This window comes from Blastococcus sp. SYSU DS0973 (assembly GCF_054051055.1).
The window spans coordinates 94,668-110,939 of sequence record NZ_JBJHAN010000004.1 but is presented as its reverse complement, the minus strand read 5'-3'; the positions used below and the strand labels follow the sequence as shown (position 1 = coordinate 110,939).

Annotated in this window: 19 protein-coding genes and 1 tRNA gene; 9 read left to right on the top strand and 11 right to left on the bottom strand. The window is 74.2% G+C overall.

Annotation, left to right across the window (positions count from 1 at the left end; all coding sequences use genetic code 11):
• Nucleotides 1-63: 63 nt before the first annotated feature.
• Together ACI791_RS09125 and ACI791_RS09120 are read right to left on the bottom strand one after the other, a co-directional pair.
• A complete protein-coding gene (locus ACI791_RS09125; protein WP_456585767.1) occupies nt 64-774 on the bottom strand; it encodes a hypothetical protein in 711 nt (236 codons plus the stop codon).
• A 119-nt stretch (nt 775-893) separates the two neighbouring features.
• Complete coding sequence (locus ACI791_RS09120; protein WP_456585766.1) at nt 894-1,430, bottom strand: DUF2087 domain-containing protein; 537 nt, start codon at nt 1,428-1,430, stop codon at nt 894-896.
• Nucleotides 1,431-1,483: 53 nt separating this feature from the next.
• On the opposite strand from ACI791_RS09120, the gene ACI791_RS09115 reads away from it, so the two are divergent.
• Nucleotides 1,484-1,666 carry a DUF2795 domain-containing protein gene (locus ACI791_RS09115; protein ID WP_456585765.1) on the top strand — a complete coding sequence of 61 codons (183 nt, stop codon included), beginning with the start codon at nt 1,484-1,486 and terminating at the stop codon, nt 1,664-1,666.
• 22 nt (nt 1,667-1,688) lie between these two features.
• Nucleotides 1,689-2,501, top strand: coding sequence for a histidinol-phosphatase (gene hisN, locus ACI791_RS09110; RefSeq protein ID WP_456585764.1), 813 nt, complete (start codon nt 1,689-1,691; stop codon nt 2,499-2,501).
• A 23-nt stretch (nt 2,502-2,524) separates the two neighbouring features.
• Here hisN and ACI791_RS09105 read toward each other — a convergent pair whose 3' ends face one another.
• Complete coding sequence (locus ACI791_RS09105; RefSeq protein WP_456585763.1) at nt 2,525-2,767, bottom strand: hypothetical protein; 243 nt, start codon at nt 2,765-2,767, stop codon at nt 2,525-2,527.
• Between the two features lie 130 nt (nt 2,768-2,897).
• Nucleotides 2,898-3,947, bottom strand: a complete 1,050-nt coding sequence (locus ACI791_RS09100; RefSeq protein ID WP_456585762.1) for an aldo/keto reductase — start codon at nt 3,945-3,947, stop codon at nt 2,898-2,900.
• A 101-nt stretch (nt 3,948-4,048) separates the two neighbouring features.
• Between ACI791_RS09100 and ACI791_RS09095 the strand changes: the two genes are divergently transcribed.
• From ACI791_RS09095 to ACI791_RS09080, 4 genes are read left to right on the top strand one after another with little or no spacing between them, the layout of a single operon-like run.
• The gene (locus ACI791_RS09095; RefSeq protein ID WP_456585761.1) at nt 4,049-4,999 is read left to right on the top strand and encodes an SRPBCC family protein; all 951 of its coding nucleotides are present in this window, start codon (nt 4,049-4,051) and stop codon (nt 4,997-4,999) included.
• Nucleotides 5,000-5,026: 27 nt separating this feature from the next.
• Nucleotides 5,027-6,199: a zinc-dependent alcohol dehydrogenase gene (locus ACI791_RS09090; RefSeq protein ID WP_456585760.1), complete on the top strand. Its 1,173-nt coding sequence runs from the start codon at nt 5,027-5,029 to the stop codon at nt 6,197-6,199.
• 32 nt (nt 6,200-6,231) lie between these two features.
• Nucleotides 6,232-7,623 (top strand): cystathionine beta-synthase, encoded by a 1,392-nt coding sequence (locus tag ACI791_RS09085; RefSeq protein WP_456585759.1) that lies wholly within the window; start codon nt 6,232-6,234, stop codon nt 7,621-7,623.
• Entirely contained in the window at nt 7,620-8,759 is a 1,140-nt protein-coding gene (locus tag ACI791_RS09080) for a cystathionine gamma-synthase (protein ID WP_456585758.1), read from the top strand. Before ACI791_RS09085 ends, ACI791_RS09080 begins: the two co-directional genes overlap by 4 nt.
• 80 nt (nt 8,760-8,839) lie before the next feature.
• Here the strand turns inward: ACI791_RS09080 and map are convergent, their stop codons facing one another.
• Nucleotides 8,840-9,610 carry a type I methionyl aminopeptidase gene (gene map / locus ACI791_RS09075; RefSeq protein WP_347057792.1) on the bottom strand — a complete coding sequence of 257 codons (771 nt, stop codon included), beginning with the start codon at nt 9,608-9,610 and terminating at the stop codon, nt 8,840-8,842.
• A gap of 222 nt (nt 9,611-9,832) precedes the next feature.
• Here map and ACI791_RS09070 point away from each other — a divergent pair, with 222 nt between their 5' ends.
• Complete coding sequence (locus tag ACI791_RS09070) at nt 9,833-10,717, top strand: glycosyltransferase family 2 protein (RefSeq protein WP_456585757.1); 885 nt, start codon at nt 9,833-9,835, stop codon at nt 10,715-10,717.
• On the opposite strand, the gene ACI791_RS09065 is transcribed toward ACI791_RS09070, so the two are convergent.
• Nucleotides 10,695-11,564: a polysaccharide pyruvyl transferase family protein gene (locus ACI791_RS09065; RefSeq protein ID WP_456585756.1), complete on the bottom strand. Its 870-nt coding sequence runs from the start codon at nt 11,562-11,564 to the stop codon at nt 10,695-10,697. The two genes, ACI791_RS09070 and ACI791_RS09065, sit on opposite strands and share 23 nt — an antisense overlap.
• A 107-nt stretch (nt 11,565-11,671) precedes the next feature.
• Here ACI791_RS09065 and ACI791_RS09060 point away from each other — a divergent pair, with 107 nt between their 5' ends.
• Complete coding sequence (locus tag ACI791_RS09060; protein WP_456585755.1) at nt 11,672-12,181, top strand: VOC family protein; 510 nt, start codon at nt 11,672-11,674, stop codon at nt 12,179-12,181.
• 42 nt (nt 12,182-12,223) lie between these two features.
• Here ACI791_RS09060 and ACI791_RS09055 read toward each other — a convergent pair whose 3' ends face one another.
• From ACI791_RS09055 to ACI791_RS09035, 5 genes are all read right to left on the bottom strand, one after another.
• Entirely contained in the window at nt 12,224-12,514 is a 291-nt protein-coding gene (locus tag ACI791_RS09055) for a GNAT family N-acetyltransferase (protein ID WP_456585754.1), read from the bottom strand.
• Nucleotides 12,515-12,522: 8 nt separating this feature from the next.
• Nucleotides 12,523-12,741: a ferredoxin gene (locus tag ACI791_RS09050; protein ID WP_456585753.1), complete on the bottom strand. Its 219-nt coding sequence runs from the start codon at nt 12,739-12,741 to the stop codon at nt 12,523-12,525.
• Entirely contained in the window at nt 12,738-12,974 is a 237-nt protein-coding gene (locus ACI791_RS09045) for a hypothetical protein (protein ID WP_456585752.1), read from the bottom strand. The genes ACI791_RS09050 and ACI791_RS09045 overlap by 4 nt, the downstream gene beginning before the upstream one ends.
• 132 nt (nt 12,975-13,106) lie before the next feature.
• A tRNA-Met gene (locus tag ACI791_RS09040) sits at nt 13,107-13,183 on the bottom strand.
• Nucleotides 13,161-14,747 (bottom strand): BCCT family transporter, encoded by a 1,587-nt coding sequence (locus ACI791_RS09035; protein ID WP_456585751.1) that lies wholly within the window; start codon nt 14,745-14,747, stop codon nt 13,161-13,163. Before ACI791_RS09035 ends, ACI791_RS09040 begins: the two co-directional genes overlap by 23 nt.
• Nucleotides 14,748-14,921: 174 nt before the next feature.
• On the opposite strand from ACI791_RS09035, the gene ACI791_RS09030 reads away from it, so the two are divergent.
• Nucleotides 14,922-16,256: a threonine/serine ThrE exporter family protein gene (locus ACI791_RS09030; protein WP_456585750.1), complete on the top strand. Its 1,335-nt coding sequence runs from the start codon at nt 14,922-14,924 to the stop codon at nt 16,254-16,256.
• Nucleotides 16,257-16,272: the final 16 nt, after the last annotated feature.

The window sequence follows — 16,272 nt, the reverse complement described above, 5'->3', positions numbered from 1 at the left end:
CCTGCCCCCACGGCTCGCACGCTCACCGCGGGTCCCTGCACGGGGGGGGGCCGTTCCAGCACGTCACCAGCGCCGACGAGGCTGGACGAAGAGGTCGTCGTCCATCGGCTCGTCGACCGCCTCGATCCGCAGGTCGTGGCCCCGTCCCGCGATGTCGCCCCCGACCGCCTCGGTCAGCACGCAGACCCCCGTCTCCGCGTCCAGCCGGACCCGGAACGCGTCGGGGTACGCATCGAGCAGGTGCCGGCCGTCGGCGCCGCACTCGGCCAGGTCGACGGGCCTCGTACGCAGCAGCGGGCAGCAGCCGCACCGCGGCTCGTAGGCGTCGGTCGGCCGGACGAGGGCCTGCCACGCCGGCCGCCCGGCGTGCTCGACCTCCGCCACGGACTCCAGCTCCAGCGCCGGCACCAGGGCATCGGTGTCCGGATCGCGTCCGTCGCCCAGCTCCACCGGGTCGAGCATCGCCACCCAGTGGTAGTCCTGGTGCATCGGGTCGTCGAGCGAGTGGTCCCACGACGACCGCCGCTCCGCGACCAGGCCGTCCGGCCGGAGCCCGGGCTCCGGCGCGGCGTTCCTCGGCGGCTCCCGGACGACCTGCAGCAGCGCGCCCCCGGCCGTCTCCACGCGCAGCACGTCAGGCCGGCGCAGCCACGCCCGCAGCTCGCCGGTCTTCCACGGGTCACCCGGCCACGACACGGTGAAGCGCAGGGTCGACCAGCGCCACGGCGAGGACCGGGCGAGGGCGGCGAAGGCGTCGGCCGACGGGGTGGGCACGCGGCGAGTGTGCCGCCCGGCCGCTGCGCGGGCGAGCGACTTGTCGACGTCACGACCTGTCGGCTCGTCGCGGTGTCGGCCGGCCGGGGCACCACCACGAGCCGACACCCGGCGGGGCCTCAGACCTCCACGTAGCCACCGCTGCGCCAGTAGACCCCGGCGTCCCGGCTGAGCAGCCCCTCGTCCACCAGGTAGCGGCGCAGCGCGGCGACGTCGGGGTGCCAGACGGCCAGCAGCGCGTTCACCTCGCGCTCGGGATAGCGGACGCCCGGCTCGAACACGCGCACGAGGTGGTCGAGGACCAGGAGCCGCTTGCTGCGCTGGGCGGGGATCGACACCAGCCGGCCGTCGCGGACGAACGCCGACAGGATGGCATCGGCGGCGGGGTCGTCGGAGATCGGCTCCGGTGGCGGCGCGGCCTCCGCCGCCGCGCGGGCGGCCGCCCCGAACCGCTCGGTGTGCAGCGCCAGGGAGTGCCCGTCGCGGGCGACCAGCCCGGCGCGGGCCAGCCGCCGGGCGGCGAGCGCGACGTCCTTCAGCGACGCCCCGGAGGCCGCGGCCACCTCCTCGATGGTCGTGGCACCGAGCGCCAGCGCGGCCACCACCTTCAGCCGCACGGGATCGGCCAGCAGTCCCGCGATCGTCGCTGCGTCCACGCGACCGACGGTATCCGTGCATCGGTGCACGGCCGGCGGGTAGGGACCCGATCATGGTGAGCCCCATCGACATCCAGAAGGCCCTGTCCGGCATGGACTACCCCGCGGGCAAGGACGAGATCGTCGAGCACGCCGAGTCGCACGGCGGCGACAAGGAGGTCCTCGACGCCCTCAAGGGAATCGAGGACCGCGAGTACGAGGGCCCGAGCGGGGTCAGTTCCGCCGTCTTCGACTGACGCCCCGCTAGGTTGGGTGCCCATGACGTCGGGTCGGGGCTACTCAGAGGACATGCGGCTGGCACACGTGCTGGCCGACCAGGCCGACTCGATCAGCATGGAACGGTTCAAGGCCCAGGACCTGACGGTCGAGACCAAGCCGGACCTGACGCCGGTCACGGACGCCGACCGGGCGGTCGAGGAGATGCTGCGGATCACGCTGAGCCGGGCGCGCACCCGCGACGCCGTGCTCGGCGAGGAGTTCGGGACGACTGGTCACGGATCCCGCCGCTGGGTGCTCGACCCGATCGACGGCACGAAGAACTTCGTGCGGGGCGTCCCCGTCTGGGCCACGCTGATCGCGCTGTTCGACGGTGACGAGCCGGTGGTCGGGCTGGTGTCGGCGCCTGCGCTCAACCGGCGCTGGTGGGCGGCCAAGGACGTCGGCGCCTGGACCGGGCGCCGACTGGAGTCGGCCACCCGGTGCCACGTGTCGGAGGTCGCGCAGCTCGGTGACGCCAGCCTCAGCTACTCGAGCCTCTCCGGGTGGGAGGAGCGGGGCGGGCTCGACGGATTCCTCGGCCTCACCCGCTCGGTGTGGCGAACCCGCGCCTACGGCGACTTCTGGAGCTACGTGCTCCTCGCCGAGGGCGCGGTGGACATCGCGTGCGAGCCCGAGGTGTCGATCTGGGACCTCGCCGCCCTGGACGTGATCGTGCGGGAGGCCGGCGGCCGCTTCACCGACGTCACCGGCGCCCCCGGCCCGGCCGGCGGCAGCGCCCTGGCCACCAACGGCAAGCTGCACGACGCCGCCCTGGATCGGCTGCGGACCGGCAGCCGGCCCGCCCCCGCCTGACGGGGAGGGGCCGGCCCGCCGGATCAGTGCGCCGGGCCGGAGCCCGCACCCCGGCCGCCGCCCTGGATGCGGCGGCGCACGTCGTCGATCTTCGCCTTCGTCTTGGGGTCCTTCGCCAGCTGCTGGGCCCTGTCGGTGGCCTGCCGGAGGACCTGCTTGCCCTTCGGGCTGTTGGCGAACTGGACGGCCTTGCTGAACAGCGACGCCATGGTGTGCTCGCCCCTTTCCTCGCCGGGAGCCGCGATCCGGCTCTGCTGACCGGTCAACGGTGCCGCCGGCCGCCCGGTTCCGCGCGCGCCACCGGATTCCGCGGGACACCGGGGGTCCTGCGGCCGCTGCGACAGGTCCGCGGTCACGGAGGGGCGTCGTCCTCCCGGCCTGCGGTGGGGAACCCGCTTATGCGGATCTCTCCGGGCTGTCCCCGTAGGCGTAGGAGCTGTCGACGTAGCGGCCGCCCACGGCCACTCCCGGCGGGGCGATGCGGTCCAGGCGGGCGAGTTCGTCGGCGGTGAGCGCGACGGCGGCGGCGCCGACGTTCTCCTCGAGGTAGGAGCGGCGCTTGGTGCCGGGGATCGGGACGACGTCGTCGCCCTGGGCCAGCACCCACGCCAGGGCCAGCTGGCCGGGCGACACCCCCTTGGCGGCGGCCAGGTCGCGGACCGCATCCACGAGCCGGAGGTTCGCCGCGAACGCCTCTCCGGTGAACCGTGGGTGGCCGTGGCGCCAGTCGTCCTCGCCGAAGTCCTCCGGGCTGCGGATCGCTCCGGTGAGGAATCCGCGGCCGAGGGGGCTGAACGGCACGATCCCGATCCCGTGCTCGCGGGCCACGGCGAGGACGGTGTCCCCGCCCGGCCCACCGCCCCCGGCCACTTCGAGATCGCGCGTCCACAGCGACCACTCGCTCTGCAGGGCGGCGATCGGGTGCACGGCGACCGCGCGGCGGATCGAGGCGGCGCTGGCCTCCGACAGCCCGAGGTACCGCACCTTGCCCTGCTCGACCAGCCCCACCATGGCCCCGACGGTGTCCTCGATCGGCACCCGCGGGTCGACCCGGTGCTGGTAGTAGAGGTCGATGGTGTCCACGCCGAGCCGACGCAGGCTGGCCTCGGCGCAGGCGCGCACGTTCTCCGGGCGGCCGTCGATGTCCACCCCGCCCGAGTCGTTGCGGGACAGCGAGAACTTCGTCGCCAGCTGGACCTCGTCGCGGCGGCCGGCGATGGCCTCGCCGACGAGCTCCTCGTTGTGCCCGCTGCCGTAGACGTCGGAGGTGTCGAGGAACGTGACGCCGAGGTCCAGGGCCCGGCGCACGGTGGCGATCGACTCGTCCCGGTCGGCCGGGCCGTACATCTGGCTCATCCCCATGCAGCCCAGCCCGAGGGCGGACACCACCAGCCCCTCCCGGCCGAGCGTGCGGGTGCCGACGGACGACGGGAACGAGGAAGCCATGGTGTGCATCCTCGCCCGCCCGCGGTCGCGCCCGCCACCGGCCGTTTCCGCACCGGGCCGCCGGGTAGCCGGTCGGGGCACCGATCGAACCGGAGGACCTGATGAGCTCCAGCCGCAACCGTCCCGGCCTGCGCCGCACCGCTCGCGTCCTGGGTCTGGCCAGCACCGGCCTCGGGGTGGCCATGCTGCGCGACCCGCAGGGCGTCGCACGGGTCGCCGGCGTCGACGACTCGGCCACCGCGCTCTCGGTGATCCCCGTCGTGGGCGCGCGCGAACTCCTGCACGCACTGCCGCTACTGGCCGGCCGCCCCGGCTGGGCCTGGACCCGGGTCGCCGGCGACGCGGTGGACCTCGCCGCCCTGGGCATCGCCCTCTCCCACCGGGACGGAGAGCGCGGACGCCGGGTGCGCAACGCCACGGTCGCCGTCGCCGGCCTGGCCGCTCTCGACCTGCTCACCGCCACGCGCTCCCGCCGTCCGGGCAGCCGCGGGCCGGCGCGGGAGCTGCTGCCCTCCTCGGCCCCGTGGAAGGGCGCCATCGACGTCTCGTCGGCCACGACGGTGAACAGGAGCCCGCAGGAGGTCTACGACCGCTGGCGGGACTTCTCCCGGCTGCCGGAGTTCATGGCCCACGTGCGCGAGGTGCGCACGCTCGACGGCGGAACGCGCTCGCACTGGGTCGCCGAGGCGCCCGGCCGGCGGACCGTCGAGTGGGACGCCGAGGTGGTCGAGGACTCGCCGGGCGAGCGCATCCGGTGGCGCTCGCTGGCCGGCGGCGGCATCGAGAACGCCGGCTGGGTGGAGTTCCGCCCGGCACCGGGCGACCGGGGCACCGAGGTGCGGGTGCGGCTGGCCTACGCCCAGCCCGGCGGCCGGCTCGGCAAGGTCGTCGCCGGCATGTTCGGCCAGTCGCCCGAGCAGCAGGTGCGCGACGACCTGACCCGTTTCAAGCAGGTGGTCGAGACCGGCCAGGTCGTCCGCTCCGAGGCCACCCCCGAGGGCCTCAGGGCCGGCCGGCTCGCCGCCCAGCGCCCCGCGGCTCCCCGCTCCTGACCCGCCCCGTCTCCGGAAGGACACCCCGTGCGCGCCACCCAGTGGATGGGTAAGAACCACGTCGAGGTCAACGAGGTCCCCGACCCGCAGATCCTGAACGACCGCGACGCCATCGTGAAGGTCACCTCGACCGCGATCTGCGGCTCCGACCTGCACCTCTACGACGGCTTCGTCCCGACGATGCGCAAGGGCGACATCCTCGGCCACGAGTTCATGGGCGAGGTGGTCGAGGTCGGCCGCGGGGTGGGCAACCTGCGCGTCGGCGACCGGGTCGTCGTCCCGTTCCCGATCGCCTGCGGGAACTGCGTCGCCTGCCAGAAGGGGCTGTTCTCCGTCTGCGAGAACTCCAACCCGAACGCCCGCATCGCCGAGAAGTTCATGGGCCACTCGCCCTGCGGCATCTTCGGCTACTCGCACATGATGGGCGGCTACCCCGGCGGCCAGGCCGAGTACGCGCGGGTGCCCTTCGCCGATGTCGGGCCGTTGGCGATCGACGCCGACCTCACCGACGAGCAGGTCCTGTTCCTCACCGACGTGTTCCCGACCGGGTACATGGGCGTGGAGGCCTGCGACATCTCCCCCGGCGACGTCGTCGCGGTGTGGGGCATGGGCGCGGTGGGCCAGTTCGCCGTCGCCAGCGCGAAGCTGCTGGGGGCCGAGCGGATCATCGCCATCGACCGGTTCGACTACCGGCTGGACAAGGCGAAGGAGGCCGGCGCCACCGACGTCCTCGACTACGAGCAGGTCGACGTCCTCGACGCCCTCCAGGAGCTGACCGCGGGCCGCGGGCCGGACGCCGCCGTCGACTGCGTCGGCATGGAGGCCCATCACCCGAACGCCGCCATCCACGCCTACGACCGCGCCAAGCAGGCCACGATGTCGGAGACCGAGCGGCCGCACGCCCTGCGCGAGGCGATCCTCGCCGTGAAGAACGGTGGCACCGTCTCCATCGTCGGCGTCTACGGCGGGCTCATGGACAAGTTCCCGATCGGCTCGCTGATGAACCGGTCACTGACCGTCAAGACCGGCCAGACCCACGTCCAGCGCTACCTGAAGCCGCTGTACGAGCGCATCCGCAACGGTGAGATCGACCCGAGCTTCGTCGTCTCGCACACGCTGCCGCTGGCGCAGGCCCCGGAGGCGTACCGGATGTTCCGCGACAAGGAGGACCGCAGCAACAAGGTCGTCCTCAAGCCCTGACCCGCACCGAACCCGGTCCAGGAGGACGCCCCGTGCAGTACGCCGAGTCCGTCGTCGACCTGGTGGGGAACACCCCGCTGGTGCGGCTCTCGTCGGTGACCCGCGACCTGGGCCCCGACGCCCCGCTGGTGCTGGCCAAGGTCGAGTACCTCAACCCCGGCGGCTCGGTGAAGGACCGGATCGCCGTCCGGATGGTCGACGCCGCCGAGGCCGCCGGTGAGCTGGCGCCGGGCGGCACGATCGTCGAGCCGACCAGCGGCAACACCGGCATCGGCCTGGCCCTGGTCGCCCAGCAGCGCGGCTACCGCTGCATCTTCGTCTGCCCCGACAAGGTCGGGCAGGAGAAGATCAACGTGCTCAAGGCCTACGGCGCCGAGGTGGTCGTCTGCCCGACCGCGGTCGAGCCCGCCGATCCGCGCTCGTACTACTCGGTCTCCGACCGGCTCAGCCGCGAGACCCCCGGCGCCTGGAAGCCCGACCAGTACTCGAACCCGTTCAACCCGCGCTCGCACTACGAGACGACGGGTCCGGAGATCTGGGCGCAGACCGACGGCCGGATCACCCACTTCGTCACCGGCGCCGGGACGGGCGGGACGATCAGCGGGGTCGGGCGCTACCTCAAGGAGGCCTCCGACGGCCGGGTGCAGGTCATCGGCGCCGACCCGGAGGGCTCGGTGTACTCCGGCGGCACGGGGCGTCCCTACCTGGTCGAGGGCGTGGGCGAGGACTTCTGGCCGACCACCTACGACCGGGATGTCGCCGACGAGATCGTCGCGGTGTCCGACGGCGACTCCTTCGCCATGACCCGCCGACTGGCCCGCGAGGAGGGGCTGCTGGTCGGGGGCTCCTGCGGGATGGCGGTGGTGGCAGCGCTGCGGGTGGCCGAGCGGCTCGCGAAGGAGGACGTCCTGGTGGTGCTGCTGCCCGACGGCGGCCGCGGCTACCTGAACAAGATCTTCAACGACGCCTGGATGGCCGACTACGGCTTCCTGGAGGCGACCGGCGGTGAGACCGTCGGCGAGCTCCTGCACACCAAGCGCGGGGAGACGCCGACGCTGGTGCACACCCACCCGAACGAGACCGTGCGCGACGCCATCGACATCCTGCGCGAGTACGGCGTCAGCCAACTGCCGGTCGTGCGCGCGGAGCCGCCGGTGACCGCGGGCGAGGTGGTCGGCTCGATCGACGAGAAGACGCTGCTCGACGCGCTGTTCGCCGGTCAGGCCTCGCTGTCGGACCGGGTGGAGAAGCACATGTCGCCCCCGCTGCCGATCGTCGGCTCCGGCGAGGCGGTGAGCGCCGCGGTCGCCCAGCTCGGCTCGGCCGACGCCCTGCTGGTGCACGTCGACGGCAAGCCCGCCGGCGTGGTCACCCGCCAGGACGTGCTCGGTCACCTCGCCGGCGTCGGGCAGGTGGCCCGGTGACCGGCTTCAACACCCGCGCCGTCCACGCAGGCCAGGACCCCGACCCGGCGACCGGCGCGGTCATCCCGCCGCTGCACCTCACCACCACCTACAAGCAGGACGGGGTGGGTGGGCTGCGCGGCGGCTACGAGTACAGCCGCAGCGGCAACCCGACCCGGAACGCGCTGCAGCAGCAGCTCGCGGCCCTGGAGCACGGCACGACGGCGCTCGCGTTCGCCTCCGGCCTGGCCGCGGAGGACACCCTGCTGCGCACCCTCTGCCGGCCCGGCGACTCCGTCGTCCTGGGCGGCGACGCCTACGGCGGGACGTTCCGGCTCATCTCCCGGGTGCTCGAGCCGTGGGGTGTCGGCTACCGGCCGCTGGACCTCGGCGATCTCGACGCCGTCCGGGAGGCCGTCGCCCCGGGAACCACGCGGGTCATCTGGTGCGAGACGCCCACCAACCCGCTGCTCAACATCGCCGACATCGCCGCGCTGGCGCAGATCGCGCACGAGACCGGCACCGTGCTCGTCGTCGACAACACCTTCGCCTCGCCCTACCTCCAGCAGCCGCTGACGCTGGGCGCCGACGTCGTCGTGCACTCGACGACGAAGTACCTGGGCGGGCACTCCGACGTGGTCGGCGGGGCCCTGGTCACCCGCGATCCGGAGCTGGCCGAGCGGCTCACCTACAACCAGAACGCGATGGGTGCGGTCAACGGCCCCTTCGACGCCTGGCTGCTGATGCGCGGCATCAAGACCCTCGGCGTCCGGATGGACCGGCACTGCGCCAACGCCGAGCGGATCGCCACGTTCCTGCTCGACCACCCCGCCGTCGCCTCGGTGCTCTACCCGGGATGGCCCGAGCACCCGGGGCACGACATCGCCGCGCGGCAGATGTCCGGCTTCGGCGGGATGCTCTCCTTCCGCCTGCGCGGCGGCGAGGAGGCGGCGCTGCAGGTCTGCGAGCGCACCCGGCTGTTCACGCTGGCCGAGTCGCTGGGCGGCGTGGAGTCGCTCATCGAGCACCCGGGCCGGATGACCCACGCCAGCGCCGCCGGCTCGCCACTGGAGGTGCCGGCCGACCTCGTGCGGCTGTCGGTGGGCATCGAGGACGCCGACGACCTGCTCGCCGACCTCGCGAGCGCCCTGGGTTAGCTCACCGCGCAGCGTCAGCGGAAGGACCCTGTCCGCCTCACCCTCGCGCGCGCTCGGGGCGAGCCTCTGGACAGGGCCGGTCAACGCGGCATGGTGAGGATTCTCGGGCCGTCCTCGGTCACCGCGACCGTGTGCTCGACGTGCGCGGCGCGGCTGCCGTCGGCGCTGCGCAGGGTCCAGCCGTCGACATCCACCGTGTAGTCGTCGGAGCCACCGGCGAGGAACCACGGCTCGATCGCGATGACCAGGCCGGGCCGCAGCCGCACCCCGCGGCCGGCGCGGCCCTCGTTGGGCACCGACGGCGCCTCGTGCATGGCGCGCCCCACCCCGTGGCCGCCCTGGTCGGTGTTGATGCCGCACCCGCCGGCCCGGCCGACCGCGCCGATCGCCGCGGAGATGTCGCCGATCCGGTTGCCCACGACGGCCGCCGCGATACCCGCCGCGAGCGCGCGCTCCGTGGTGGCCACGAGCTCGAGATCCTCCGGCCGCGGGGTGCCCACCGGAAAGGTGATCGCCGCATCACCGACCCAGCCGTCGAGCACCGCGCCGGCGTCCACGCTGAGCAGGTCGCCGTCGACGAGGACGTCCGGCGTCGGGATGCCGTGCAGCGCGACGTCGTTCACCGACAGGCACAGCACCCCGGGGAACGGCGGGGTGGTGGTCAGGGGTGCGTAGCCGAGGAACGGCGACGTGGCGCCGGCGTCGGCCAGCACGTCACGGGCGACGGCGTCCAGCTGGGTCAGCCGCACGCCCGGCGCCGCGAGCGCCCGCACCGCGGCGTGCATGTCGGCCACCACCGCGCCGGCGGCACGCATGGCGTCGATCTCCCCCGGCGTGCGCAACTCGATCATCTCGGTCCTTCCGGTGGTGATGTCCCGGTGATTATCACGGCCATGGTGCGACCGCCGCTGAGCCCGAGCAGCGCGAGCGCGGCCGCCGGGTGGACGGGTTGCTGCGGGAAGCGCGCGGCGACCGGGAGCGGTGCGTAGCACCCGATCCAAGGCCGCTGCTCCCCCGGCCGGACGGCGCGCAGTGCGTGTTCGAGGACCCCCCGCGCACGGTACGGGGACCAGGTGGCCCCTCCTCGCGTGACCGTCGTCGTCGCCACCCGCGACCGCCGCGAGTCGCTGCTGCGCAGCCTCGGCCACCTGACCGGCCCGGGCGCGCCGCCGGTGATCGTGGTGGACAACGGCTCCTCGGACGGCACCCCGGCCGCCGTCCGAGCGGAGCACCCCGACGTCTCCGTGGTGGAGCTGCCCGGCAACCGCGGGGCGGTGGCCCGGACCGTCGGTGTGCAGCGCGCGGGCACGCCGTACGTCGCCTTTGCCGACGACGACTCCTGGTGGGAGCCCGGCGCCCTGGGGCGGGCCGCCGACCTGCTCGACGCCCACCCCGGGGTCGCCCTGCTCGCCGGCCGGGTGCGGATGGCCGCCGACGGCTCGGTCGACGCCGTCACGCGCAAGCACCGGGCCGCCGTCCTCGGAGCGACGCCGGGGAGCCCCGGGCCGGACGTGCTCAGCTACCCGGCCTTCGCCACGGTGCTCCGCCGGGACGCATACCAGTCCGTCGGCGGCTTCTCGCCGCTGCTGTTCTTCGCCGGCGAGGAGCACCTGCTGGCCCTCGACCTGGCCGTAGCCGGATGGCAGCAGGTCTACGCCGACGACGTCGTCGCCTGGCACGACCCGGCCGGCCCGGCGACCGTGGCGCCGGAACGGTGGGCGCTGCAGACCCGCAACGACCTGCTGGTCGACTGGCTGCGCCGGCCGCTGCGACTCGCGCTGACCGCCACTTGGCACCTGGCCCGCCGATCCCTGTCCGATCCCGCGGCGCGGGCGGCGCTGCGCGGCTGCGCCGTCCGGCTGCCGGCCGCGCTGCGCGAGCGGCGGCCCGTCCCGGCCGACGTCGAGCGCCGGTTCGCGCTGGCGCAGCGACCGCTCAACGCCCCAGCTGCCGGGTGAACCACCGGCGCGCGCTGTCGTTGCCGGCCGCGCCGCGCTTGCGGGCCCGGGTGACCGCGCCGACGAGCTCGCCGTCGAGGCAGCGCGCCAGGGCGGCGTCGAGCGCCTCGGACGTCACCTCGCCCGCGGAGAGCACCAGCGGCCACTCCAGCGCCCGCGCCTGAGCGGTGACCTTCGCGCCGCCCTCGACCGGGTCGCAGGCGATGACCGGGCGGTCGTGCTTGAGCCCGAGGACCAATCCGTGCAGTCGCATGGTCACCACGGCGTCGGACCGCCGCAGCAGGGCCTCCACCTGCGCCGGACGACGCGGATGGGGCTTGTCGAACAGGTCGGTGTCGATCGGGAACCACGGCAGGGCCCGCGCGGCCAGCCACTCCTCGATCACGCCGCGGACCCGGTCGGCCCGGCTGCGGTCGCCGTACTCCCCCTGCACCGGCGCGAAGGTGACGGCCAGGACCGGGGCCTCCGGCGCCGGCCCCTCGATCGCCAGGTCCGGCCGCGTCACGCCCGGCGCATCCCGCTCCAGGACGGCGTCGAACATCGTCCCGGCGAGGTCGTCGACGACGGAGACGTTCACCGCCCAGCGTTGCGCACCGGCGAACGCGGAGGTCAGCTCGGGCAGGGGCGGCAGGTCACCGACCGGCCCCGTGGTGAACACCAGGTGCGTGTAGTCGGCCGGGTCGACGTCGCGCCAGTGCACGCCCCGGTGCAGGTACGGCGCCCAGGCGACGTCGTGGTCGATGCCCAGCTCGGTGAGCCAGCCCACCACGGCGTCGGCCCCCAGCTCGTCGCCGACGGTGGCGATCACCTCGTCGAAGCTGAACCACCCGGCCACGAGAACCCGCATGGTCCCCACCTTGGCAGCCGGGCGTGCGGCGGGCATGCGCAGGGAACGAGACGCGCGTCTCGCCGGTTGCCGCCGGGAGACGCCCCGAGCCAGGAGGATGCCCAGCCGTGAGCACCACCGAGAACGACCGTGACCTGAGCGCGCTGGAGGCGGCGCGCGCCCGCATCCGGGAGGCGCACCTGCGCCCGACCGGGCAGCGGCCGGCCTCGACCGCACGGGGGCTGCACCACACCGCCCTGATCAGCAGCGACGTCGAGCGGACGGTGCGCTTCTACCAGGACGTCCTCGGCTTCCCGCTGACCGAGCTGATCGAGAACCGCGACTACCCCGGCTCCTCGCACTTCTTCTTCGACATCGGCAACGGCAACCTGCTGGCCTTCTTCGACTTCCCGGGCCTGGACGTCGGTCCGTACGCGGAGGTGCTCGGCGGCCTGCACCACATGGCGATCAGCGTGGATCCCCAGCGGTGGGAGCAACTGGTGCAGCGGCTGATCGAGGCCGGCGTCGCGCACGAGGTGCACAGCGGCGTCTCGGTCTACTTTCGCGATCCCGACGGCGCCCGGATCGAGCTGATCGCCGACCCGCTCGGGGAGATGTACGGCTCGAAGGTCCTGTGACGCGGACCGGTGGGGCGCCGGGCCGCCCCACCGGTGCCGGGCTCAGCGGTCGGTGTCGGCGACGAGGTCGGCGTAGTCGGGGTGCCGCTCGAGCCAGCCCGCGACGAACGAGCAGCGCGGGACGACGGACCCGCCGCGCGAACGCACCTCGTCGAGGGCGGCCCGCACCAGCGTGCTGCCGAGCCCCGACTGGCCGGCGTCGGGGTCGACCTCGGTGTGGGTGAACACCAGTGTGTCGCCGCGACGCTCGTAGGCGGCCACGCCCAGCACGCGGTCGCCGTCGCGGATCTCGAAGCGGTCGGACTCGGGGACGTCGGTGACGGTGGTCTCCATGAAACGGGTCAACCGGCCGCGGGAGCCGACTGTTCCGGTACCAGCCGGAGGGCCTTCGTCGGGCACTGCTGGACCGCCTCCTCGGCGTCGCGCACGTCGCCGCCCTCCGGGTGGGGGCGCAGCACCACGACCGTCCCCTCGTCGCCCACCTCGAACAGGTCCGGTGCCAACGCCTCGCAGGCCCCCGCCCCCATGCAGCGCTCGAGGTCGGCCTCCAGCCGGCTCACCGGGCGCCCGTGAGCCGGGCCGGGAGCCGCGTGAGCCCGTCGCCGGACGACGACCGGAGGCGAGCCGGCGGGCCGGGGATCTCCAGGCCGGGCGGTTGCTCGAAGACCTCGGGAAAGGTCACCGCCGGCTCCCGGCGGGCCATGTCCCGGTCGGACAGGTCGATGCCGAGGTCGGCGGCGCCCACCGTGCGCGGCGGAACGGTCTCCGGTGCTGGTTCGGCGTCGACGGACACGTCCGGTCCTCCCTGAGCGGCGGTCGTGCTCCGCACGTTAGAGAGGTCGGTGGTGCCGCACAACACACCGCGGCGATATCGCCGGGACGGAAGCACGAAGGCCCGGTCACATCCGTGACCGGGCCTTCGTCGTGGTAGCGGGGACAGGATTCGAACCTGCGACCTCTGGGTTATGAGCCCAGCGAGCTACCGAGCTGCTCCACCCCGCGTCGGTGAAACCACCGTACCACTCTCGACGCGGGTTGCGCCGCCCACCCCGTCGTCCGACCGCTCCGGCTGGCCGGCCGCCGACGGCACGGGAACCCGCGGTTCCTGCCGAAGGCCCTTCACCAGCGACACCAGCACCAGCAGCAGCACGATCGCGAACGGGAACGCCGCCACGATCGATGCGGTCTGCACCCCGGCCAGCCCACCGCTGACCAGCAGCACCGCCGCCGACGCCGAGATCACCAGGCCCCACGTCACGCTCACCACGCGCGCCGGGTCCTGCCCCTCACGGGTGCTGAGCGACCCGAGCACGAAGGTGGCGGAGTCGGCACTGGTGATGAAGAACGTGACGATGAGGATCATCGCGCCGACGGCGGCCACCAGGCCGCCCGGCAGCGTGTCGAGCAGGGCGAAGAGCTGGGACTCCGTCGGCTGGTCCGCCAGCCCGGCCCCGTCCTGCTCGGCGACGATGCCCGCGCCGCCGAAGACCGAGAACCACAGGCCGCTGACCAGCGTCGGAACGCCGAGCACGCCGACGACGAACTCGCGGATGGTGCGCCCACGCGAGATGCGGGCGATGAAGGTGGCCACGAACGGCGACCAGGAGATCCACCAGGCCCAGTAGAAGACCGTCCAGCCGTTGATCCACTCGGCGCGCTGGGTGTCGAAGGGCCCGGTCTGCAGGCTCATCGTGGGCAGCTCGGTGAGGTAGCTGCCCAGCGTGGTGGTGAAGGCACCCACCAGCCGGCCCGACGAGGCCGTGAGCAGCACGAAGGCGAAGAGCCCCACCGCGAGCACGACGTTGGCCGTCGACAGCCACTTGATCCCGCGGTGGATGCCCGAGAGCGCGGAGACGAGGAAGAGGACCGTGACCACCGCGATGATGCCGAGCTGCACGCCCGGGCCGATCGCGATGCCGCCGTCGAGCGCGGCCAGGCCGCCGTTGATCTGCGCGGCGCCCAGGCCGAGGGACGTCGCCACGCCGAACACGGTGGCGACCACGGCGACGGTGTCGACCACGACACCCAGCGGACCGTCGACGCGGTCACCCAGCACCGGCCGGAGCGCGCCGCTGATCGTGGCCTTCCAGCCGCGCCGGAAGCGGGCGTAGGCCAGCGCCAGCGCGAGAACCGCGTAGATGCCCCAGGGGTGCAGCCCCCAGTGGAAGAACGAGTAGCGCAGCGCGTCGCGGGCCGCCTCGGTGCTGGCGGGGTCGGCCGTGGGGGGCGACAGGAAGTGCGACACCGGCTCGGCCACGCCCCAGAACACCAGCCCGATACCCATCCCGGCGCTGAAGAGCATGGCGAACCAGGCCGTCGTGCTGTACTCCGGCACGTCGCCGTCCCGGCCGAGCCGGACCCGGCCCCAGCGGGATGCGGCCACGGCGATCACCGCCACCAGGACCGTGGTCGCGGTCAGCAGGTAGAACCAGCCGAACCGGTCGACGACGAACGACTGCGTGGCGGCGGCGGCGGAGGCGAGCGCATCGGGGGCGACCGCACCCCAGACCACGAACGGGAGCACGACGGCCAATGAGGCCCAGAAGACAGCGGATGTCCTGCGCACGGGTGAGCGAGTCCTCCTGTTGGGAGTGGCCGGCGGTGCCGGGCACGACGAGACGGAGGGCGGACAGCCCTCGAACCGACTCCCCAGCATGCAGGGTGACCCTGCGGAGCGCACGTCGCACGGGGTGAGAAGACCCACGCGCTGGCGCCGTTCCCGGTCGGGGATGGTGGTCGCGTGCCGACCCCGCCCACCGGACCGCTGGACGCCTACCGCGCCCTGGAGCTCGCCCTGGAGGCCGGCGAGCTGCTCCTGTCGGCCGGGGCGAGCGCTGCCGAGGTGACCGCGACATGCATCGCCGCCGCCCGCGCCGGCGGCCTGCGCCGGGTCCAGTGCGACATCACCTTCACCTCGATCACCGTCTCCGGGCACGCGGCCGACGACGCAGGTCCGGTCAGCGGCCTGCGGCTGGTGCAGCAGCGAGCGCTCGACTACTCCCGCGCGACGGCCGTGCACGACGTCGTCGGCGCGCTGAGCGAGGGCCGGATCACCCCGGCCGAGGCAGACGACCGCCTGCTAGCCGTGTCGCGGGCCCGGCACACCTACCGCCGCGCGGTCGTCACCGCTGCCCGGGCGGTGCTCGCCGCCGCGGTGGCCCTCCTGCTGGGCGCCGGCCCGCTGGTCACGGCCGCCGCGTTCGGGGCCACCGTCCTGGTCGGCTCGGCCCTCGACGCGCTGGACCGCCGTGGGCTGCCGGCCTTCTTCCAGAACGCCGCGGGCGGGTTCGTCGCCACGTCGGTGGCGCTGGCGCTCGTCGCCGCCGACCTCGGCGTGCGCCCCTCGCTCGTGGTCGCCGGCGGCATCGTGCTGCTGCTGCCCGGGGTCACCCTGGTCGGCGCGGTGCACGACGCGATCACCGGCTTCTACGTGACGGCGAGCGCCCGGGCGTTCGAGACGCTCCTGCTCACGGCCGGGATCATCAGCGGCGTCGCCGTGGCCCTGTCGGTCGGCGTGCGCCTGGGCATCCCGGTGCGCATGTGGGATCGGCCGGTCGGCGGCCTGGACGACGTCCCGCTGCAGCTCCTCGGCGCCGCCCTCGCGTCGGCCGCCTTCGCGGTGTCCAACCACGCTCCGCGGCGGACCCTGCTGCCCGCCGCCGCCGCGGGCGCCCTCGGCTGGGGGGTCCTGCTCGGGCTCGACGACGGCCTGCGGCTGTCCCCGACCCTGGCGTCGGCGACCGCCGCCGTGGTCATCGGCCTGGGCAGCTACGCCCTGGCCCGTCAGCAGCAGGTGCCCGCCGTGGTCTACGTGTCCGCGGGCATCATTCCGCTGCTGCCCGGGCTCGCCATCTACCGCGGGCTGCGCCAGCTGACCGAGGGCGACACGCTCGGGGGCATCACGCTCCTGGGCACCGCGGCGACGGTCGGGCTGGCCCTGGCCGCCGGTGCGCTGCTGGGCGAGTACGTCGGCCAGGCGCTGCGCCGCAGCGCGGTCCCGGCGGAGCGCCGGCTCACCGGCCTGCTGCAGGCGCGGCCCGACCGCCGGAGCCGGCGGAGCGCCGCGCGGGTGTGACCGGCGCCGGCCGGTG